The following is a 21,251-nucleotide window of genomic DNA, read 5'->3' on the forward strand; positions in this document are numbered from 1 at the left end:
GTTTTGTGTCAATATTGCCCGCGCGCTATATCGCAATCACCGCGATCCGGTCACCTGCCTGCCTTGCCGGATCACCGACGGGCCTGACGGCCAGACAATTGGCCTGGGACAACACGCTCAAGAGGGCGGAATCTTGACGATCGAAAACGGTGACGCTGTCACCCTCGCAAACGGCACGCATGTAGTGTTCGCGCGGTCCGTTCGCTGTCAGGTCATGGGTCAATATGGCACTGCGGCGCGGCGCTGGCCGGGCCGCAAGCCCGGACATGGCCGCGATCAGTGGCAATAGAAAAACATGACCGCAGACCATGGCCGACACCGGATTTCCGGGCAGACCGACCATCGCAGCGCCATCCACGCGGCCTGCCATCAGTGGTTTGCCGGGGCGCATCGCCACCTTGTAGAATGCACGCTCCATGCCGCGTGCGCCCGCGGCGGCCGCCACCAGATCATGATCTCCGACAGACGCACCGCCGATCGTGACGATCAGATCAGCGCCGCGCGCCAGATCAAAGGCAAGCGCGAGACTGGCGTGCGTGTCCCGTGCGATCGGCAGCAGCCGCACGTCAGCACCATGTGCGCGCAGCAAAGCGGCCAGACCATGATTGTTGGACGCGATGATCTGATCCGGCCCCGGTGTTTCACCAGGCTGTACCAGCTCGTCTCCGGTTGCGACGATTGCCACGACTGGACGCCGCGTCACAGGCACCCGCGCGATGTTCATGGCCGCCAGCAAGGCGATATCGGCAGGGGTCAGCCGTCGCGGCGCACCCAGCAAGTCGCCTGCCAGAAAATCCGCCCCCGCGGGTCTGACGTAGGCATTGCCGTCCAGATCATCACGCAGTGTAATCACGTCTCCGTCGCGCGCGACGTCCTCTTGGATCACGACGCGGTCCGCCCCTTGCGGCAGGGGGGCCCCGGTAAAGATGCGCACGGCCTGTTCATTTGCAATCGCACCGTCGAAACCGTGGCCGGCGGCGGCCTCTCCGATGACGTGGAACTGTGCGCCCGGGGCAACAGCCGCGCCATGCACCGCATAGCCATCCATCGCCGAGGCGGCAAAGGGCGGCTGCGTGCGTTGTGCTGCCACATCGCGTGCCAGAACACGGCCGGCCGCATGGTCCAGCGGCACCTCTTCGATGTCCAGCGGGTGAACCAGCGCAAACAGCGCATCTAGCGCCTCCACCACGCTGATCATGGTGCGGCCTCTCCGACGCTTGCGGCTTCCCAATCGGCAAAGGTGCGGCCGTCGGGCAGGGTCCAGGAAATTCGCCCGTTGGCAGACCGGCCCGCGACGACTGCGGCTGCGGCCGAGGGGCTGCTGAAGGCATAGTCTTCGGTAAAGATGCTGTGGTCGCCGTCTATTGTCAGAATGCCAAGCGAAAGCAGCTTGTCGTGCAGCCTGCCGTAATGTGTTTTTTGATCTGTGCTGCCAACCCATCTTGCCCGTGCTTTTGACCCGGATTTGACAATCATTTCTCCGCCTTCGAGCTGCGCAGTGGCGTGAACACCATGTTTTGCGACCACAAAGGAAAATAATGGTGCAGGACGGTTGCTTTGTGTCTGAGCCGTGACCGTCTTCGGACGTGCCTTGCTCAGGAACAGATCAACCCGGATCGCAGGAAGGACCATGTTCAACGTGTCAAGGAAGGCCTCCATGTTCGCCGTCGCGGCCTCTGACAGGCTGCTGCGGGTTGGTTGGTTGCCATTTTCAAGCGGGGTGTGCCCAACCTGTTTCGCCAGTTCGACCAACCGCGATTCAAGGTATTTGACGTGCGCCTTGTGCAGGTTGTTGGCAGAGGTCGTGATCAGGATCGCCTCGTTCCACCAGTCCTTGTTTACCACGTGGGATTTGAGGCGCTCGCGCATGTCCTCGCCTTCGCCGATATAGGCCAGCGGTCCGTCCTCGGTTTCACCCAGCAGGACGTAGACGCCGGTATATCCTGCCTCTACCCGCGCCAGCGCCTTGGCAATCTGGGTACGCGGGGTGCGCAGCACGTGTCCGGTCCAGTTGAACACTTCGGCGGTCAGCATCCCGTCGGGGCGCCCGTCGATAAAGAACAACTCCAATGACCGGCCTGCTTCGCTCATTCCGCCGTGAACCGCCCGGATTTGCCGCCATCCTTGAGCGTGACGCGCACGCCGGAGATTACCATGTCCTTTTGTACGGCCTTGACCATGTCATGTACGGTCAGGGCGGCGACCGATACGGCGGTCAGTGCCTCCATCTCGACGCCCGTTTTCCCGGTGGTTTTCACGGTGGCGCTGATGCGCACACCGGGCAGGGCAGGGTCGGGGGTCAGATCGACGCTGACCTTGGTGATGGGCAGCGGATGGCACAGCGGGATCAGATCGGCGCAACGTTTCGCGCCCATGATGCCCGCCAGTCGCGCCGTGCCCAGCACGTCGCCCTTGTTCGCGCGGCCCTCGGTGACCAGCGCCAGCGTTTCGGCCGTCATCGTGATATGCCCCTCGGCCACGGCGATCCGCGCGGTCACATCCTTGTCGGACACATCGACCATATGGGCATGGCCCGCGCTGTCGAAATGCGAAAGCGCCATATCACAGGCCCGCCGGATTCACGGGATTGGCCAGCAGATCGCGCGTTGCCTGTTCCACATCGTCCTGCCGCATCAGCGTTTCGCCGATCAGGAAGGTGCGCGCGCCGTACCGGGCGAGGTCTGCCAGATCCTCGGGCGTGGCAAGCCCGCTTTCCGACACGATGGTCCGCCCGGCCGGCACGTGCTTGGACAGCGCCCGCGTGGTATCCAGTGTGGTTTCAAAGGTGTTCAGGTCGCGGTTGTTGATCCCCAGAAGCTGCGCATCAAGATCGGCGGCCCGGTCCAGTTCGGCGCGGTTGTGCACCTCGACCAGAACGTTCATGCCCCAGGATGCGGCTGCGTCCTCCAGCTCGTGGGCCTGTGCATCGCTGACGCTGGCCATGATGATCAGGATGCAATCGGCCCCCCAGGCGCGCGCCTGTGCCACCTGATAGGTGTCGTACATGAAATCCTTGCGCAGCACCGGCAGGTCGCAGGCCGCACGCGCCTGCACCAGATAATCGGGCGCGCCCTGAAACGACGGGCCGTCGGTCAGCACGGACAGGCAGGCGGCACCGCCTGAGGCATAGGCCGCGGCGATGGCGGCGGGATCGAAATCTGCGCGGATCAGCCCCTTGGACGGGCTGGCCTTTTTCACCTCGGCGATCAGGCCATAACCTTCCTGTGCGGCGCGGTGCAGCGTGGCCGCAAATGGGCGTACGGGGCCTGCGTCACGTGCACGGGCCTCCATTTCGGACAGTGGCACTTCGGCCTTCTCTGCCGCGATTTCGTCCAGTTTGTAGGCCTTGATGCGGTCGAGAATGGTCTGTGTCATGCGGGGTCCGTCCAATGAATGGGTCGTTCACTGCGGGTTGTAAGCCACGTGTTCACAGTTGAAAATGGCCCAGAGCCGAAAAACCCGCGATGCGCCGACAGTGGCGAGGGATGTGCTGCGGTCAGAACCAGATGATGTGCTGCCCGCGGGGCAAAGCGCCGCGCAGGCCCACCCCACAGCACAAAGGCCCGTGGCGCGTCCTCCAACCGGGCGATGACCTGTTTGACCAGCACGTCCCAGCCCAGACGCGCATGCGCCGATGCCGCACCCTGCGGCACGGACAGCGCGGTGTTCAACAGCAACACCCCCTGATCGGCCCAGTCGTCCAGCGAAGTCTTGGTCCGGGATGCACCCAGATCGGTCTGAATTTCCTTGAAGATATTGCCCAGCGAATCCAGTCGCCCGCCAAAGCCGTCGGGGATCGAGAACGCCAGACCGTCGGCCTTGCCGGGGGTGTGATAGGGGTCTTGTCCCAGGATCACGACACGGGTGTCGTCCGGTTGCGTGCGGCGCAGGGCCGCGAACATCAGGTCAGGCGGTGGAAACACCGGTAGGGCCTCGGCGGCGAGCGTGGCCTTGATCGCAGGCCAGTCGTCTGTCCAGAACGGCAGGTCAGCCCAGCCGCCCAGCCCCTCAGGCGGCGGTGACACGCGCCAGCGCCTCGACCGCGCGCAGGGCAGCACCGCTGTCGATGCTTTCGGCCGCCAGCGCCACACCGGCGGGCAGGTCCGCCGCCTTGCCAGCGATCAGCAGCGCGGCGGCAGCGTTCAGCAGCACGGCGTCACGATAGGCCGATGGCGCACCATCCAGCAGGGCGCGAAAGGCTGCGGCGTTTTCGGCGGGCGTGCCGCCGACGATATCTGCAAAGGGATGCACCGGCAGGCCCGCGTCCTGCGGCGTGACCTCGAATTCGGTGATGGTGCCGTCCTTGATCGCTGCGACCCAGCTGGTGCCGGTGATCGTCAGTTCGTCGGTGCCGTCGGACCCGTGGACCAGCCAGGCGGCCTCGGTGCCCAGGGCCAGCAGGACCTCTGCCATGGGGCGGATCAGGTCGCGAGTGAAAGCGCCGGTCAACTGGCGTTTGACGCCTGCCGGGTTCGTCAGCGGCCCCAGAATGTTGAAAATCGTACGGGTGCCCAGTTCCGCCCGCACGGGGCCGACGTGGGCCATGGCGGGATGATGCATCGGGGCCATCATGAACCCGATACCGGCCTCGTTGAGCGCGCGTTCCACCACGTCCGAGCCGACCATGACGTTGATGCCCATGGCCGATTGCACATCCGCCGTGCCGGATTTCGACGACAGGTTCTTGTTGCCATGTTTGGCGACGGGCACGCCCGCACCGGCCACGACAAAGGCCGTTGCGGTCGAAATGTTCAGCGTATGTTTGCCGTCGCCACCGGTGCCCACGATATCCATCGCACCCTCCGGTGCGCGAACGGGCAGGCACTTGGCACGCATCACGGCGGCGGCGGCGGCATATTCGTCCACCGTTTCGCCCCGCGTGCGCAGCGCCATCAGGAAACCGCCGATCTGCGCGGGGGTGGCATCGCCGTTGAACAGGATGCCGAATGCATCCTCGGCCTGCGCGCGGGTCAGCGGACCCGTGGCCGCAGCAGCGATCAGCGGTTTGAGCGCATCGCTCATGCCGCGACCTGCGGTTTCACCTGCGCCAGATCCAGAAAGTTCTGCAGCATCTGGTGGCCGTGCTCGGAACGGATGCTCTCGGGGTGGAACTGCACGCCCTGGATCGGCAGGTCCCGGTGTTGCAGGCCCATGATCGTGCCGTCCTCCAGATGTGCCGTCACCTCCAGGCTGTCGGGCAGGGTGGCGGGATCGACAACAAGGCTGTGATAGCGCGTCGCGAGAAACGGATCAGGCAACCCCTTGAACACGCCCTGTCCGGCGTGATGCATGGTACCCATCTTGCCGTGGACGATCTCGCCCGCGCGCACCACCTTGCCACCGAAGGCCTGACCGATGGTCTGATGTCCCAGGCAGACACCCAGCAGCGGCGTCCGCGTCTCGGCTGCGGCATGGGTCAGGGCCAGACAGATGCCCGCCTGATCGGGGTCGCAGGGGCCGGGTGACAGCACGATGGCCTGCGGTTTCATGGCCATCGCCTCTTGCACGTCGATCTTGTCATTGCGCCGCACCTGTACATCGGCACCCAGATCACCCAGGTAATGCACAAGATTATAGGTGAAACTATCGTAGTTATCGATCAGCAGGATCATGTTGTCACCGGGCCTTGGGTCAATTAGGGGCTACCGTCCGGGCGGGACCACACGGTATAGTCGCACCCGATATGAGGGCTGATGCAGGCAGGCGTCAAGGGCAGGCCCCGACAGGCAAAGGGATTAGCGGTATGGCATTTGTGAAAGGCGCGGCATGGGGCGTTGTTGTGGGTGGCATGGCCGTTGCCACGGGATCGCTGCTGGCACCGCAGCCTGTGGGCAACACGCCGCCGGTCTTGCCACAGACGGAGGCCCCGCAGGCAAACGCCACGCCTGAACCGTTGCCCGATGTCGCCTTGATCGAGGCGCCGGAGGCGTCGCAGCCAGCGGACATGACAGAACCCGCCCTGTCGTCCCCGACCGCCGAGGCCCAAACACCCACCCCCCAGACGCAAAGCGCGCAAACGCCTGATCCGGCTGTCATCGAACCTGAGTTGGTATCGCCGGAACCCGACACAACGGTATCGATCGCCACCGCGCCCGAAGAACCCGTCCTGCCCAACCCGCAAAGCCTGTCACCGCAGGTACCCGCATCGGAGGCGGATGTCGCGCTGTCGACAACCCCACCGCCGCCCGTCGTGGTCGATGTGCCGGAACCCGACGAAACGATGCCGTCCACATCGGACGATGCAGCCGATGCCCCCGTGGTCGTCATGGTCGAACCCGCCCCGACAGCGGAGGACACACCGCCGCAGGATACGCCTGAAACAGCAACCGGGACGCAAGATGAGACGGTCACAGATATCGCAGAACCCGAGGCACCCGCGCCCGATGCGCCAGACGAAGAACAGGTCATCGCATCAGCGCCTGTCGTGATCGATACGCCTGCGCCCCAGGACCCGGACGCTGCGGGTGATGCGATCTCTCCGCTTACTGCTTCGGACATCACGACACCCAATGCTGCAATGCCCGATCCCGCACCAGTGGACGGGACGGTGGACAGCGCAGCTGAAGCCGCGCCGACCGTCGTGACCATCATTGACGGGCCCACCGGCACCACCACGGACCCTGCCACCGGCATCACGATCCGGCGCCCCGCAGGCGATACCCCTGTCGCGCCCGCCGCAGCAGAGGCGGAACCGCTGCCCGCCTTGGTGGAATTCGCGGCGTTTTTCGATAATCCCGATGCTCTGCCGCAGATGAGTGTGGTTCTGATCGACGACGGCGCATTGCCCAACGGCCCGCGCGCGCTGCAAGAGGTCCCGTTTCCGGTCACCATCGTTCTGGACCCGTCGCGTCCTGGTGTGTCAGAGCTGATGGACGCCTACCGCGCAGGCGGATTCGAGGTGGCCGCCCGCGCAAGCCTGCCGCAGGGCGGGACGGCCGCCGATGTGGCGGTCGCGCTCGAGGCGACGTTCGACGCCTTGCCGCAGAGCGTGGCACTGGTGCAGACCGATGGTGCTGCACTGGGGCGGTCGGACCCTGCCACAGAGCAGGTCGTCGCCGCCTTGGCAGCTGACGGTCGCGGGTTGGTGCAGGCAGACAGCGGCCTGAACGGTGCAGCGACCGTGGCCGACGCGGAGGATGTGCCCAATGGTGTCATTTTTCGGGATCTGACAGATGTCGATCAGGACGCGCGGGTCATCCGGCGGTTCATGGATCAGGCGGCGTTCCGTGCTGGGCAGCAGGACGGCGTGATCCTGCAGGCACGGCTGACGCCTGAGACCCTGTCGGCGATGATCCTGTGGGGCACGGCCAACCGCGCGCGACAGGTTGCGATGGCACCGCTGTCCGCGACGCTACTGGGCGGGGGCGACTGACCGCTAGCGGTTGCCGCCCTTGGAGAACATCGCGGCATCGGCAGCGGCCTTGCGGATCGCGTTCGATTTGTGGACGGTTTCCTGATATTCCGCCTCGGGGTCGCTGTCATAGACGACACCGCCACCGGCCTGAATATACAGGTTCTGATCCTTGAGGACGGCAGTCCGCAGCGCGATGCACATGTCCATGTCACCATTCGCACTGAAATAGCCGACACCACCACCGTAGACACCGCGCTTTTCAGGTTCCAGCTCGTCGATGATCTGCATCGCACGTACCTTGGGCGCGCCTGATACCGTGCCTGCGGGCATCCCGGCAAAAAATGCCGACAGCGCGTCCTGGTCATCGGCAAGTTCGCCCACGACGTTCGACACGATATGCATCACGTGGCTGTAGTATTCGACCTTGAATTCTTCGGTCGGGCGGACGGTGCCGATCTTGGAAACCTTGCCGGTGTCGTTGCGCCCCAGATCCAGCAGCATCAGGTGTTCGGCTAGCTCTTTCTTGTCGGCCATCAGGTCGGCCTCGTTGGCGGCATCCTCCTCGGGAGTGGCACCGCGTGGGCGCGTGCCGGCAATGGGCCGGATCGTCACGCGGCTGCCGGTCACCTGCACCAGAATTTCCGGTGAGGCCCCGATGACCTGATAGCCGCCAAAGTTGAAATAGAACATGTAGGGCGACGGGTTGGTGCGTCGCAGGCTGCGATACAGCGCAAACGGCGGTTCGGGGAAGTCCAACGTCCAGCGTTGGCTTGGCACCACCTGAAAGATATCGCCCGCGCGGATATATTCCTTGGCCCGTTCGACCAGCGCGATATACGCATCATGCCCGATGTTGGACCGCGGTTCGCCCACGGGGGCCGGGTCGGCCATGTCGCGTCGGTCCGGCACGGCACGCGACAGGGCGCGTTCGGCCTCCATCACGCGTTCGGCCGCCTGCGCATAGGCTGCTTTTGCACTGACGTCCGCGTTGACCCAGGCAGGGGCCACAAGGATTACGTCGCCCTTGACCCCGTCCAGCACCGCGATCACCGACGGGCGCATCATGACGGCGTCGGGCAGGCCCAGCGGGTCGGGGTTCACATCCGGCAGATGTTCGACAAGCCGGATCATGTCATAGCCCAGGTAGCCGAACAAACCGGCACTGGCCCCCGGCAGGTCCACCGGCAGATCGATCCGCGATTCCGCGATCAATCCGCGCAAGGCCTCCAGCGGGGGGACCGTATCGACGACAAATCCATCGGGGTCATAGCGTGCGGTCCGGTTGGTCCGGCTGGCACCCGCGTGGCAATCCCAGATCAGATCGGGGTTCATGCCGACGATGGAATAGCGCCCGCGGATTTCACCGCCCGTCACGCTTTCAAGCATGAAGCTGTTCACACCGGCATCGCCCAGCTTCAGCATCAACGACACCGGTGTGTCCAGATCTGCAGCCAGCCGGGTCCATACAATCTGGTTATGACCGGCATTGTAACCGGCGGCAAAGGTCTCGAAATCGGGGGACTGGCGCATGGTCATTGCATCTGCGAATTGACGGCGTTGACGGCGTTCTGGTCGATCACCACATCCGTCCGCATCCGTACATCATTGGCAAAGGCATCGTAGATGTCCTGCGCCAGACCGGCGGCAATCTGTTCTGACAGCGCATCCCGCTGTGCCGCAATCCGTTCGTTGTCGGGATCGGCGGGGGTCACGCGGTTCAGACGCACGATCAGCGCCCCGTCCGGGGTGGGCAGGGCCCGCACCTGTGATGTTTCCATCGCGAACACCTCTTGCATGAAACCGGCGGGCGCGCCTTCGACAAAACTGCCCCGCGTCAGGTTCTGCTTTTCGACCGGGTCGAGGCCAAGGCTGTCGAGCCGGGTCATTGGCATGACCTGCGTTGCCAGTTCTTCGGCGCGGGCGATGATTGCCAGCCGTTCGGCGGCCGCACGCCATGCAGCGTCCAGACGGTCACTGACCTCGGCCATCGGTTGCAGGGCAGGGGGTGTCACGCTGTCCAGACGAACGGCGAAAATCCCGCCGTCCTCCAGTTCTTCGAGGGTGGTGAATGCACCTTCCTCGACAGCCGCCGCAGCATTGCGAAAACTGTCGTAGGCAGCAGGGCCATCGGTCGTGTCGGGGGTGACGCTAATGCTGCCCAACTCCAGTTCGGTCCGGTCGGCCAGATCCTCGAGCGTGGCACCGCCCGCGATCAGGTCATTGATCTGCTCTGCGCTCTGGTTGATGACGCGGCGGGCCTGCGCTGTCGCAAGTTCCTGTTCCAGATCGGGTGCGGCGTCCTCAAAGGGGATGTTTTCCGCGGCAAGGATCGCGTTCACGCGGAACAGCGCCGGTCCCAGCGATGTCTCGATCGGGCCCACGACATCATCCGGTGCCGCGGCAAAGACGGCATCGCCAGCGGCCCCCAGATCGTCGCGGCTCACATCGCCAAGGTCGACATCCGACAACGACAGACCGCGCTGAGTGACCAGCGCGTCGAAATCGGTCTCGTTCGCTGCGATCTGCTGCTGTGCGGCGTCTGCGGCCGCGGCGTCGGGAAACACAAGCCGTTCGACAAGGCGGCGTTCGGGTTGCTGGAACTGGCTGATCCGGTCCTCATATAGGTTGCGCACCTGATCCTCGGGGATCGTGACGTCATCGGCCAGCATGGCCGGGGTCAGCATCACATAGGTGATTTCGCGCGCCTCGGGGGCGGTGAACATGTCCGGGTTTTCATCGTAAAAGGTCTGCAGATCGGCCTCGGTCGGGCCAGGCACCGGGGTGTCCAGATCATCGACGGTCACAGGCGCAAAGACGATATCGCGGGTTTCGCCCAGATAGGTCAGCAGCGTATCCACATAGACGGGCGGCATTTCCACGCCGCTGATCACGGCACCCTGCAACAGCGTGCGGGCGACATCGGCGCGCAGGGACGCCTCGAATTCGGCCTCGGTCATGCCGGCATTGGCCAGGGCACGGCGGTACGTTTCGCGGTCGAAATTGCCGGACAGGGACTGAAATGCCTGCGTTGACAGGACCTCGTCGCGGACGCGGTCATCACCGATGGACAACCCCAGCCGGGCGGTTTCGTTGTCCAGCGTCGCGATCGTCACCACCTGGTTCAGCACCTGCCGGTCCAGACCGCTGGCCTGCGCCTGCTGGAACGTGACACGGTTGCCGACCTGCGCCTCGAGACTGCGCAACTGGTTGTTCAACGCGCTCTGGTAGCTGGACACCGAAATTTCGGTGTCACCCGCCATGCCCAGACGCTGGATCGACCCTGTGAAGCCGCCGGTGCCAAAGCCCAGCAAGCCCACGAACAGCAGGATCAGGATCACCCAGACGCCGAATCGTGATTTCTTCTGCTTAGCCATGTGATGCGGTCCCCTGATACGTGGTCCGCGCTTCAATATGGGGGCCGGGCGGGTCGTGCAAGCCTCAGGGCGCGATCAGGGCCAGACGGTCGAACAATTCCGCGATGGCGGGGCGGTCGACATTGGCAAATGCGATCCGTATTTCCGATGCACCCAAGGGGTCGGACGCAGGCCGGAACATGGTCCCGGGCAGACACAGGATGCCTGCGTTTTTCACCAGCCACGGCGCGAGAACGGCGGACGACATGTCGAACGGGTGACGCAGGTAGGCGAAATAGGCCCCGCATCCGCGCAACTGCCAGCCCTTCTCGGCCAATTTCGGAAAATGGTCCATGATGGCCGCGCGCCGGTCGAGGATCTCTTGCCGTTCGCCGGCCAGCCAGGGACCCAGATTGCGCATCCCCCAGAGCGCGGCGCGTTGGCCCAGCTGGTTGGGGCAGATCGTGACGGTGTCGAGAAACTTTTCCACCTCCGCGAGGCGGGCAGGGGACGCGGCGATGGCGCCAACCCGGTGGCCGGTCAGCCGGTAAGCTTTGGAGAACGAATAGAGCTGGATCAGCGTATCGTCCCAATCGCCCGCAAAGAGGTCATGTGGCGCCCCGTCGCGGGCATCGAAATCGCGGTAGGTTTCATCGAGGATCAGCGCGATGCCGCGGCTGCGGCAAAGATCGCGAAAATCGGTCAGCGTCTGCGCTGGATATTCGACGCCGCCGGGATTGTTGGGACTGACCAGCGCGATCGCGCGCGTCCGTCCGGTAACCAGCTTTGCGGCCTCCGCAGCCTGCGGAAGCAGATCAGGCCCAGTCTGCAGCGGAACCGTCCTGACACCGGACATGTCCAGCCACATGGCGTGATTGAAATAATAGGGCACCGGCAGGATGACCTCGTCGTCCTCGCCGCACAGGGTCGAAATCGCGGCCGCGAATGCCTGATTGCAACCCGATGTGATGGCGACCTGGTCGGCGCGGATCCGGCCGCCGTAGGCACCGGACCACTGGGCTGCCACCTCGGCCCGCAGGTCGGGCAAACCCAGTACGGGCCCATAAAGGTGTGCGCCTGCGTCCTCCATTACGATCCTGGCCATTTCCGCACGCATCCGCTCGGGCGGTGCGTCCAGTGGGGCGGCTTGGCTCACGTTCAGCAATGCGCGGCCTTCGGGATGGGTTACACCATCCAACCAGCGGCGCGCCTCCATCACCGGTGGCGGAAAAGTCAGTGATGTGCGTGATCGTGACATGAGACTTCCCCAAACAGAGCGGCTGCGCCGCATGCGATTTTTGCCTTTGGCCTTCGGCCATGGCGGTATCTTGAGTCTTTTTTGGCAAGATGATGCGGTTTGGTATCATCTTGCCCCAAATACTCCCGCCGGAGGCTCCTGCGATCTCAATCCTTGCCGCGGTAGGGTTCGACGTATTGCAGGGCCATGTCCCAGGGGAAGAAAATCCAGGTGTCCTGACTGACTTCGGTGATGAAGGTATCGACCTGCGGGCGACCCTTTGGTTTGGCATAGACCGTTGCGAAATGTGCCTTGGGATACATTTCGCGGACCACCTCGAGCGTGCGGCCGCTGTCGACGAGGTCGTCGACGATCAGGATGCCGGTCCCGTCGCCCATCATTTCGGCGTCCGGCATCTTGAGAACCTTGGTTTCGGATTGTTCCTGATGGTCATATGATTTGACCGAAATCGTGTCCACCGTGCGGATGTCGAGCTCTCTTGCGACGATCATCGCAGGGGCCATACCACCACGGGTGATTGCCACGATGGCGCGCCAGCCGCCGCCCTTTTCGCCGGCCTCGCCCTCTGGTCCCAGACCATCGAGCCGCCATGCCAGCGCACGGCTGTCACGGTGGATCTGGTCCCAACTGATGTGAAAGCCTTTTTCGTGGGGCAGGCGGTCCGGCATGGGGTGTCCTTTCAGGGTGGTCAGGTCAGGGCAATCTTGAGGCCAAGCAGGGCCAGGAAGCCGCCAATGGCCCGGTCGATCCAGGTCTTGGCGCGGGCATAGGCCGCGCGCGGGCGCGGGAGTGAGAAAAGGCGGGCCACAAGGATGTACCACAGCGTTTCATTGGCGAACACGGCGGCGAGTATTGCCAGTTTCCAGGCCAGCGCCGTATCGGCAGGGACCAATCCGACAAAGACCGCGCCAAAGAAAACGGCTGGTTTGGGATTGGAGGCAAAGGTCAGAAAGCCAAACCGGATGGCAGAGGCGGCGGTCCGCGGACGTGCAGCACTGTCAGGGGCGGGCAGCGGGTCGCGGGCGTGCCGCCACATCATCACGGCAATAAAAAACAGGAATGCCGCCCCCACCAGTTTCAGCGCCAGAAAAAGCGTCGGCATCAGTTCAAAGACCAGCGCAAGGCCCGCCATCGCGGCCCCCGCCCAGAGCAGAGCGCCAAGTCCAAAGCCCAATGCCAGCGCGCAGGCCACGCGAAACCCGTCCGACGCCGCAACCCGCAGTGCAACCACAAACGAGGGTCCAGGCGAAATCGCGGCGGCCAGATGGATCAGCACGACCGAGGCAAAGGCGGCAAATGTCATTCCTTGGTGATGTCGGGCGCGTCGACCGCCTTCATGCCGACAACGTGGTAGCCTGCGTCGACGTGCAACACCTCGCCCGTGACAGCGCTGCCCAGGTCCGACAGAAGATAGAGCGCGGATTTACCCACCTCTTCCTGGGTGACGGTGCGGCGCAGGGGCGAGTTGTATTCGTTCCATTTCATGATCAGGCGGAAATCGCCGATGCCGGAGGCGGCCAGTGTCTTGATCGTGCCCGCGCTGATGGCGTTCACACGGATGTTGTCCTTGCCCAGATCCTCGGCCAGGTAGCGCACGGATGCCTCGAGTGCGGCCTTGGCGACACCCATGACATTGTAATGCGGCATGACCTTTTCCGCGCCGTAGTAGGACAGCGTCAGGCAGGACCCGCCGTCGGTCATCATCTTTTCCGCGCGCTGCACCACGGCGGTAAACGAGTAGACCGAGATGTCCATCGAGGTCAGGAAGTTCTGGCGCGAGGTGTCCACGTAGCGGCCGCGCAATTCGTTCTTGTCCGAAAACCCGATGGCGTGGACGATGAAATCCATCTTGTCCCAGTGTTCGCCAAGCTGGGTGAACATCGCGTCCACGCTGTCCATGTCGCCCACATCGCAGGGCAGCACGATGTCGGACCCCACTTGTTCTGCCAGCGGTGCGACGCGTTTTTTCAACGCCTCGCCCTGATAGGAAAACGCGAGTTCCGCGCCCGCGTCGGCCAGCGCCTTGGCGATGCCCCAGGCGATGGATTTGTCGTTGGCCAGACCCATGATGAGGCCTCGTTTTCCTGCCATCAGTGTAGAGGTCATGTGGGCACCCTTGCGCAAAATCGAAACGTCTGTTCCGTTTAGGTGATGAACGGGCGCTGGACAAGTATTGCCGCAAAGGCGAAAACGTTGTCCGCGGCCATGCGACGGGCGCGTTTTGAAGTGTGGAGCGTTGCGATGACTGACCGGGACGGTATTTTTGCGGGCGATGATCCGTTCGATCTGACCCGGCGGTGGCTGTCCGAGGCCGAAGCCACAGAGGTCAATGATCCCAACGCCATTGCATTGTCGACGGTCGATTCGACCGGCATGCCCAATGTGAGGGTTGTTCTGCTCAAGCAGATTGAGGACGACGCCTTTGTGTTCTATACCAACTATGAGGGCACCAAGGCGCAAGAGCTGGACGCCAGCGGTCGGGCGGCCTTTGTGATGCATTGGAAATCCTTGCGCCGCCAGATCCGGGTGCGTGGTCTGGTCACCCGCGAGAACGGCGCGCAGGCCGATGCGTATTACCGCAGTCGTGACCTGAACAGTCGGATCGGGGCCTGGGCGTCCGCGCAATCGCAACCCGTGGAATCCCGGCAGGCCTTGATGGACAGGGTTGCAGCGGCGACGCAGGCGCAGGGTAATGACCCTGACCGGCCCCCGTTCTGGGGCGGCTACCGATTGCGGCCGCTGGAAATTGAATTCTGGGCCGACGGCGCGTATCGCCTGCACGACCGGTTCACGTGGCGGCGGCACGACCTGACGTCGGAATGGCAGATTCAACGGCTTTTCCCTTAGGCGCGGCACGAGCATGAAACAGGAGTGTGTCTGATGGAGGTCGACAAGACCGGCGAGGAGATGACGGGCACCGTCAAATGGTTCGATCCGGGCAAGGGGTTCGGTTTCGTGGTCCGCGACGGTGGTGGACCCGATGTGCTGCTGCATTCGAACGTGCTGCGCAACTACGGGCAGGCCTCTATTTCCGAAGGCAGCGCTGTGCGTATGACAGTGGTCAGCACCCCGCGCGGGGATCAGGCCGAACGGATTTTGTCCATCACACCTCCGGCCAGCGGTAGCGGTGCGCCACTGGACGATCTGGAACATCTGACCGATGCCGAACGCGCGCAGATGCCCCTGCTGCCGGCGCGGGTCAAATGGTTCGACAAGGCCAAGGGGTTCGGTTTCGCAAACGTGTTTGGTGCGCGGGATGATATTTTCGTACATGTCGAGGTGGTGCGCCGCTGTGGCCTGGCCGAGCTGACCGCCGGAGAGGCGATCGCGATCAGGGTCATGCAGGGCGAACGCGGCCGCATGGCGGTCGAAATCAAATCTTGGGATCTGGGCGAGGACATCTGATGCGACTGACACTGACGATCGTGGCGCTGGCGCTGATGCCGGCAACCGATGCCATCGCAGCAAGCTGCGATCCTGCCGTTGTCACCGTGCTGGGTGATTTCGGTCGCGCACGGTTCGCCGTGGATGTCGCGGATGACGACGCCGAACGCGCGCAGGGGCTGATGAATGTCGCCGAACTGGGCACGATGGAAGGCATGATCTTTGTCTATGATGCGCCGCAACCGGCCAGCTTCTGGATGCGCAACACGCTGATCCCGCTCGACATGATCTTTGCGGCCGAAGATGGCACGATCAGCCATATCCATCCGCAGGCGGTACCACTGGACGAAACACCCATCTTTGGTGGGGACAACATCAAGTATGTTCTGGAAATCAACGGTGGGCTTGCACAGCGATTGGGGATCGATGCGGGCGACGTGTTGCAGCATCCAGCGATCGGCCCGGATCCCGTGGCACCGTGCGATCCGTAAATTCGGGCTTTTCAATCGTCGTGGCCTCCCTTATGGGTGGCGACGGTTCGGGGCGTAGCGCAGCCTGGTAGCGCATCTGTTTTGGGAACAGAGGGTCGTAGGTTCGAATCCTATCGCCCCGACCAACATCCACACATCATGAACAGGACCGCGACACCCGGTCGCGATTCGTCCCCTGTGGGGCATGACACATCATCTTGTGTGTGACCCATTTGCACGGACACCTTGTTGTATCCAAGTTGCGCGATTCTTGGGCGTCAAAAGTAAACATTGCGTTAACCACTGACCCTAAGTCACCGTAAACCCTGACGGAGTTCTGACCCGTTCGGTGGATGAAATTGTGGACAAGCTGCGCATGAATCGGTGGGCTGTTTTTCGCCCTCGGCTTTGCCTTTTGGTCAATCAGGAAAAAGCTGATTTTGTGTAAATAAATCCGTTGACCCTCTCCCCCCATGTACGTCAGGTTGTGCGAGCTGGCACCAATCGCACTAGATGTAGTGTCCGGTTGGTGCAGTTTAAGCGGTAAGCGTTGAGCGTGAGAGCTGGGTGAAAACCTGGCCAAGTCCGTTTTGACGCATCGGCTGAACGGGCCTGCAGGCGCGGGCGCACGCAAATTGAGACAGGGCCGCAGCGCGGCAGGGCACAAAGGGATCGACCATGAAAATTGAACGCAACTTTACGACCCAAGGACAGGACGCCTACGCGGATATCGCCTTCAAGAGCGCCACGTCCGAGATCCGCAATCCGGACGGCACCGTGGTTTTCAAACTCGAAGGCTGTGAAATCCCCAAGGCATGGTCACAGGTTGCGTCCGATGTCATCGCCCAGAAATATTTCCGCAAGGCAGGCGTCCCGTCGGCCGTGAAAAAGGTCAAGGAAAAGGGCGTGCCCGCATTCCTGTGGCGTTCCGTTCCCGCTGACGACGCCACGTTCGGCGGCGAAACCAGTGCCAAGCAGGTGTTTGACCGTCTGGCGGGTGCCTGGACCTATTGGGGCTGGAAAGGTGGCTATTTCACCACCGAAGAAGACGCGCGCGCCTATTTCGACGAAATGCGCCACATGCTGGCGACCCAGCGCGCAGCACCCAACAGCCCGCAGTGGTTCAACACGGGCCTGCACTGGGCCTACGGCATCGATGGCCCGGCACAGGGGCACTACTATGTCGATTTCGAAACCAAGGAACTGACGAAATCCGCCTCCAGCTACGAACACCCCCAGCCGCACGCCTGTTTCATTCAGTCCGTCGGTGACGATCTGGTCAATGAGGGCGGCATCATGGACCTGTGGGTCCGCGAGGCGCGACTGTTCAAATACGGCTCTGGCACCGGCACCAACTTCTCGTCCCTGCGTGGCGAGGGTGAGGCGCTATCGGGTGGTGGCAAATCCTCCGGCCTGATGGGGTTCCTGAAAATCGGTGACCGCGCAGCGGGTGCCATCAAATCGGGCGGCACGACACGCCGCGCGGCCAAGATGGTGATCGTCGACGCCGACCACCCCGATATCGAGGAATTCATCAACTGGAAGGTGCTGGAAGAGCAGAAGGTCGCCAGCATCGTCGCCGGGTCCAAGATGCACGAAGAAAAGCTGAACGCGATCTTTGCCGCGATCAAGGCGTGGGACGGCACCGCCGAGGACGCCTATGACCCCAAGGTGAACCCTGCTCTGCAAGCTGCTGTTAAAGCAGCAAAAAAGGTCGCGATCCCCGAGACCTACGTCAAGCGTGTGCTGGACTATGCCAAGCAGGGTCACACCAGCATCGAATTTCCAACCTATGACACCGACTGGGATTCCGAAGCTTATTCCAGCGTCTCCGGCCAGAACTCGAACAACTCCATTCGCGTGACCGACGCCTTCCTCAAGGCGGTCGAGAACGACGACGACTGGAAACTGATCAACCGCCGCAACGGCGAGGTCGCCAAGATCATCAAGGCGCGTGATCTGTGGGAACAGGTCGGCCACGCCGCATGGGCCTGCGCCGATCCCGGCATCCAGTACCACGACACCGTCAACGCCTGGCACACCTGCCCGGAGGATGGCGCGATCCGCGGCTCCAACCCGTGCTCGGAATACATGTTCCTAGACGACACCGCCTGTAACCTGGCGTCCATGAACCTGCTGACGTTCTACGAAAACGGCGAATTCCAGGCAGACGACTATATCCACGCCACGCGTCTGTGGACCGTCACGCTGGAAATCAGCGTGTTGATGGCGCAGTTCCCGTCCAAGGAAATTGCGCAGCGGTCCTATGATTTCCGCACGCTGGGTCTGGGCTATGCCAACATCGGCGGTCTGCTGATGAACATGGGTCTGGGTTATGACAGCGACGAAGGCCGCGCGATGGCCGGTGCGCTGACCGCGATCCTGACCGGCGTGTCCTATGCCACCTCTGCCGAAATGGCCGGAGAGCTGGGTGCATTCCCCGGTTACGCCAAGAACGAACAGCACATGCTGCGCGTCATTCGCAACCACCGCAACGCGGCCAAAGGCAAACTGGTCGGCTACGAAGGGCTCGAGATCAAGCCTGTCCCGCTGGACCGCAAGTCCTGCCCCGACGCCCGCCTGCCAAAGCTGGCCGTCGAGGCCTGGGACACGGCGCTGGAGCTGGGTGAAAAGCATGGCTACCGCAACGCGCAGGTCAGCGTGATCGCGCCCACCGGCACCATCGGTCTGGTGATGGATTGCGACACCACGGGGATCGAGCCGGACTTTGCGCTGGTGAAATTCAAGAAACTGGCCGGCGGCGGCTATTTCAAGATCATCAACCAGTCGGTGCCTGCCGCGCTGGAAAAGCTGGGCTACCGCACCAGCCAGATCGAGGAAATCATCGCCTATGCCGTGGGTCACGGATCCATCGGTCAGGCACCGGGGATCAACCACACGTCACTGGTGGGACATGGTTTCGGTCAGGCCGAGATCGACAAGATCGAAGGCGCGCTGAAGGCCGCGTTCGACATCCGGTTCGTGTTCAACCAGTGGACGCTGGGCGAGGATTTCTGCACTGGCACGCTGGGCATCCCGGCGGACAAGCTGAACGACCCGACCTTTGATCTGCTGCGCCACCTTGGGTTCACCAAGGCAGACATCGAGGCGGCCAACGCCCACGTCTGCGGGACCATGACGCTGGAAGGTGCGCCCCACCTGAAAGAAGAGCACTACAGCGTGTTCGACTGCGCCAACCCCTGCGGCAAGATTGGCAAGCGGTATCTGTCGGTCGACAGCCATATCCACATGATGGCCGCCGCACAGTCGTTCATTTCTGGCGCGATTTCCAAGACGATCAACATGCCCAACGACGCCACCATCGTGGACTGTCAAAAGGCCTACGAGTTGTCGTGGTCGCTGGGGATCAAGGCCAACGCGCTGTACCGTGACGGATCGAAACTGAGCCAACCGCTCGCCGCATCGCTGGTCGAGGACGACGACGAGGCCGCCGAGATCCTGGAAACCGGCACGCAGCACGAAAAGGCTGCGGTGCTGGCCGAAAAGATCGTCGAAAAGATCATCGTCAAGGAGATCATCAAGTCGCACCGCGAAAAGATGCCCGAGCGCCGCAAGGGCTACACCCAAAAGGCGATTGTCGGCGGTCACAAGGTCTATCTGCGCACCGGCGAATACGAGGACGGCAAGCTGGGCGAGATCTTTATCGACATGCACAAGGAAGGTGCCGGTTTCCGCGCGATGATGAACAATTTTGCCATCGCCGTGTCCGTGGGCCTGCAATACGGCGTGCCGCTGGAGGAATTCGTGGACGCCTTTACGTTCACGAAATTCGAACCCGCCGGCATGGTGCAGGGCAACGACAGCATCAAGAATGCGACCTCGATCCTGGATTACATCTTCCGCGAATTGGCGGTCAGCTACCTCGACCGGACCGATCTGGCGCATGTCAAACCAGAGGGTGCGGCATTCGACGACATCGGCCGCGGTGTCGAGGAAGGTGTGACCAACGTGCAGACGCCGACCGAGTCCGCTGCCAGCCGCAGCCTGGAGGTGCTCAAGCAGATCAGCTCGACCGGATACCTGCGCAAGCGGATGCCGCAGGAACTGGTGGTGCTCCAGGGCGGTCAGTCCGCAATGGATGAAACCGTCGCCGCACTGCAAACGCTGGTGCCCGAGATGACGGCCAAGGTCGCATCCGCGATGGGACAGGCCAGTAGCAGCGCCGCTGTCGCCACGGGGATTTCGGCCCGCGACAAGGCCAAGATGCAGGGCTACGAGGGTGACCCCTGCGGCGAATGCGGCAACTACACGTTGGTGCGCAACGGCACCTGCATGAAGTGCAACACCTGCGGCGGGACATCCGGCTGTAGCTAAAGTTTAGGGAGCCCCGATGGTGCGGCGGGCATAGTTCTTCCCAGCCACGGGCAAAAAACGGGCAAATCGGCCAGAAATGGTCGGTTTGTCCAGCAGACCGAGCGGTTCTGCATGACGCGTTAAGGGATTGGCACGCGTTTTACGATTGGTGTGCCACGAGAGCGATGACGGAGTTTGAATCCGGAGTGAGTGCGCTTGCTTACGGCGCGGATCGGGCCACAGGCAAAAAACTTCGAGCGGTAAAACTACGAGCCCGATAAGCGAAACTAACGGGGCCCCCAAGGGGGCCCCTTTTTTACAAAAAGCCAACCGATCTGGGGACGGTAGGCGGCCCCGGCATCAAGGCAGATCGCCCGGTAGCCGTCGATCCCGTCAATCTGAGTCAACTCCGCTGGGTCTCCGAAAGGGACGTGCGGATAGCTGGCGTGTGTCCATGCACGACCACCGTGGGTCCTTTTGTCGGCCTTCCCTCGGCATCAATATCCCAGCCGCCGTCCCATGTGGTGAATTCGTGTCGGATGGTGGCCCAGTGCGTGTCATCCATCTGGCCTCCGCGACCAAGGAAGGTTTTCCGGTCTTGCTCTGTATCGAGGCCGGCATGGGCGAAGATCAAGCTGTCCAGACGCAGGTGCGATGGTGCAACATCAATCGACAGAAAACAATCAGCCGGGAATGCTGCGCGCAGCTCGGCCAGTGCCTCTGCCCATGGCCGGTCAGGCCAGGCGGGGTCGAACTATGCCATGACCGTCTTGCCGCCGTTGATCAGCCAAAGGTCCGGATCATGGCCGTCCAGCACCTGCACCAGCAGTAGCTCGTGATTGCCTGGCAACAGAACGACTTCGTCAGCTTGGTTGAGGGTCGTCGCCTGCATCGCCAGATGAACTGCGCCGATACTGTCCGGGCCACGATCAATCAGATCGCCAAGGAACACGATCATGCGCCGCTGTCAGGCTTACGTGACATGTCAGCAAATTCCGACAGGATCGCCGCCAGCACTGCCGTCTGGCCATGCACATCACCGATGGCGAAGATCTCGACACCCGGATCGACGGCCCCTGGTAGCAGGCGGCTGGGAAGAGAGGCTGTCGTGATGTCCA

At 62.8% G+C, this 21,251-nt stretch carries 19 protein-coding genes and 1 tRNA gene; 6 read left to right on the forward strand and 14 right to left on the reverse strand.

Annotation, left to right across the window (positions count from 1 at the left end):
• Positions 1–25: 25 nt before the first annotated feature.
• The 7 genes from glp to BMX27_RS14450 are packed head-to-tail and all read right to left on the reverse strand — an operon-like array spanning position 26 to position 5,612.
• Entirely contained in the window at positions 26–1,198 is a 1,173-nt protein-coding gene (glp, locus tag BMX27_RS14420; protein ID WP_090160690.1) for a molybdopterin molybdotransferase MoeA, read from the reverse strand.
• Positions 1,195–2,091 carry a GIY-YIG nuclease family protein gene (locus BMX27_RS14425; RefSeq protein WP_090160692.1) on the reverse strand — a complete coding sequence of 299 codons (897 nt, stop codon included), beginning with the start codon at positions 2,089–2,091 and terminating at the stop codon, positions 1,195–1,197. The genes glp and BMX27_RS14425 overlap by 4 nt, the downstream gene beginning before the upstream one ends.
• Positions 2,088–2,561 carry a cyclic pyranopterin monophosphate synthase MoaC gene (gene moaC / locus BMX27_RS14430; RefSeq protein ID WP_090160694.1) on the reverse strand — a complete coding sequence of 158 codons (474 nt, stop codon included), beginning with the start codon at positions 2,559–2,561 and terminating at the stop codon, positions 2,088–2,090. Before moaC ends, BMX27_RS14425 begins: the two co-directional genes overlap by 4 nt.
• A gap of 1 nt (position 2,562) precedes the next feature.
• Positions 2,563–3,375, reverse strand: coding sequence for an indole-3-glycerol phosphate synthase TrpC (gene trpC / locus BMX27_RS14435; RefSeq protein ID WP_090160696.1), 813 nt, complete (start codon positions 3,373–3,375; stop codon positions 2,563–2,565).
• The gene (locus tag BMX27_RS14440; RefSeq protein ID WP_090160698.1) at positions 3,372–4,025 is read right to left on the reverse strand and encodes a uracil-DNA glycosylase; all 654 of its coding nucleotides are present in this window, start codon (positions 4,023–4,025) and stop codon (positions 3,372–3,374) included. The genes trpC and BMX27_RS14440 overlap by 4 nt, the downstream gene beginning before the upstream one ends.
• A complete protein-coding gene (gene trpD, locus BMX27_RS14445; RefSeq protein WP_090160700.1) occupies positions 4,009–5,022 on the reverse strand; it encodes an anthranilate phosphoribosyltransferase in 1,014 nt (337 codons plus the stop codon). Before trpD ends, BMX27_RS14440 begins: the two co-directional genes overlap by 17 nt.
• Entirely contained in the window at positions 5,019–5,612 is a 594-nt protein-coding gene (locus BMX27_RS14450; RefSeq protein WP_090160702.1) for an anthranilate synthase component II, read from the reverse strand. The genes trpD and BMX27_RS14450 overlap by 4 nt, the downstream gene beginning before the upstream one ends.
• A 131-nt stretch (positions 5,613–5,743) precedes the next feature.
• Between BMX27_RS14450 and BMX27_RS14455 the strand changes: the two genes are divergently transcribed.
• Entirely contained in the window at positions 5,744–7,372 is a 1,629-nt protein-coding gene (locus tag BMX27_RS14455) for a divergent polysaccharide deacetylase family protein (protein WP_177172737.1), read from the forward strand.
• A gap of 3 nt (positions 7,373–7,375) precedes the next feature.
• Here the strand turns inward: BMX27_RS14455 and trpE are convergent, their stop codons facing one another.
• The 6 genes from trpE to fabI all read right to left on the reverse strand — a co-directional run bounded on the left by trpE (position 7,376) and on the right by fabI (position 14,071).
• Entirely contained in the window at positions 7,376–8,884 is a 1,509-nt protein-coding gene (gene trpE, locus BMX27_RS14460) for an anthranilate synthase component I (protein WP_090160706.1), read from the reverse strand.
• A gap of 2 nt (positions 8,885–8,886) precedes the next feature.
• A complete protein-coding gene (locus tag BMX27_RS14465) occupies positions 8,887–10,728 on the reverse strand; it encodes a SurA N-terminal domain-containing protein (protein WP_090160709.1) in 1,842 nt (613 codons plus the stop codon).
• A gap of 64 nt (positions 10,729–10,792) precedes the next feature.
• On the reverse strand, positions 10,793–11,965 hold the full coding sequence (locus BMX27_RS14470; RefSeq protein WP_090160711.1) for an aminotransferase: 1,173 nt from the start codon (positions 11,963–11,965) through the stop codon (positions 10,793–10,795).
• Between the two features lie 146 nt (positions 11,966–12,111).
• Positions 12,112–12,633, reverse strand: a complete 522-nt coding sequence (gpt, locus tag BMX27_RS14475; protein ID WP_090160713.1) for a xanthine phosphoribosyltransferase — start codon at positions 12,631–12,633, stop codon at positions 12,112–12,114.
• Positions 12,634–12,653: 20 nt separating this feature from the next.
• Positions 12,654–13,268: a LysE family translocator gene (locus BMX27_RS14480; protein ID WP_090160715.1), complete on the reverse strand. Its 615-nt coding sequence runs from the start codon at positions 13,266–13,268 to the stop codon at positions 12,654–12,656.
• Positions 13,265–14,071 (reverse strand): enoyl-ACP reductase FabI, encoded by an 807-nt coding sequence (gene fabI / locus BMX27_RS14485; RefSeq protein WP_090160717.1) that lies wholly within the window; start codon positions 14,069–14,071, stop codon positions 13,265–13,267. The genes BMX27_RS14480 and fabI overlap by 4 nt, the downstream gene beginning before the upstream one ends.
• 135 nt (positions 14,072–14,206) lie before the next feature.
• Here fabI and pdxH point away from each other — a divergent pair, with 135 nt between their 5' ends.
• From pdxH to BMX27_RS14510, 5 genes are all read left to right on the forward strand, one after another.
• Entirely contained in the window at positions 14,207–14,812 is a 606-nt protein-coding gene (gene pdxH, locus BMX27_RS14490; RefSeq protein WP_090160739.1) for a pyridoxamine 5'-phosphate oxidase, read from the forward strand.
• A gap of 33 nt (positions 14,813–14,845) precedes the next feature.
• Positions 14,846–15,370, forward strand: coding sequence for a cold-shock protein (locus tag BMX27_RS14495; protein ID WP_256212578.1), 525 nt, complete (start codon positions 14,846–14,848; stop codon positions 15,368–15,370).
• The gene (locus BMX27_RS14500; RefSeq protein WP_256212579.1) at positions 15,370–15,840 is read left to right on the forward strand and encodes a DUF192 domain-containing protein; all 471 of its coding nucleotides are present in this window, start codon (positions 15,370–15,372) and stop codon (positions 15,838–15,840) included. Before BMX27_RS14495 ends, BMX27_RS14500 begins: the two co-directional genes overlap by 1 nt.
• Before the next feature lie 48 nt (positions 15,841–15,888).
• A tRNA-Pro gene (locus BMX27_RS14505) sits at positions 15,889–15,965 on the forward strand.
• A 532-nt stretch (positions 15,966–16,497) separates the two neighbouring features.
• Complete coding sequence (locus tag BMX27_RS14510; RefSeq protein WP_090160719.1) at positions 16,498–20,154, forward strand: vitamin B12-dependent ribonucleotide reductase; 3,657 nt, start codon at positions 16,498–16,500, stop codon at positions 20,152–20,154.
• Between the two features lie 733 nt (positions 20,155–20,887).
• On the opposite strand, the gene BMX27_RS14515 is transcribed toward BMX27_RS14510, so the two are convergent.
• Entirely contained in the window at positions 20,888–21,091 is a 204-nt protein-coding gene (locus BMX27_RS14515; protein WP_090160721.1) for a metallophosphoesterase, read from the reverse strand.
• Positions 21,092–21,251 lie beyond the last annotated feature (160 nt).

The sequence above is a fragment of the Loktanella sp. DSM 29012 genome (assembly GCF_900110705.1).
In the GTDB taxonomy this organism is placed as follows: Bacteria; Pseudomonadota; Alphaproteobacteria; order Rhodobacterales; family Rhodobacteraceae; genus Loktanella; species Loktanella gaetbuli.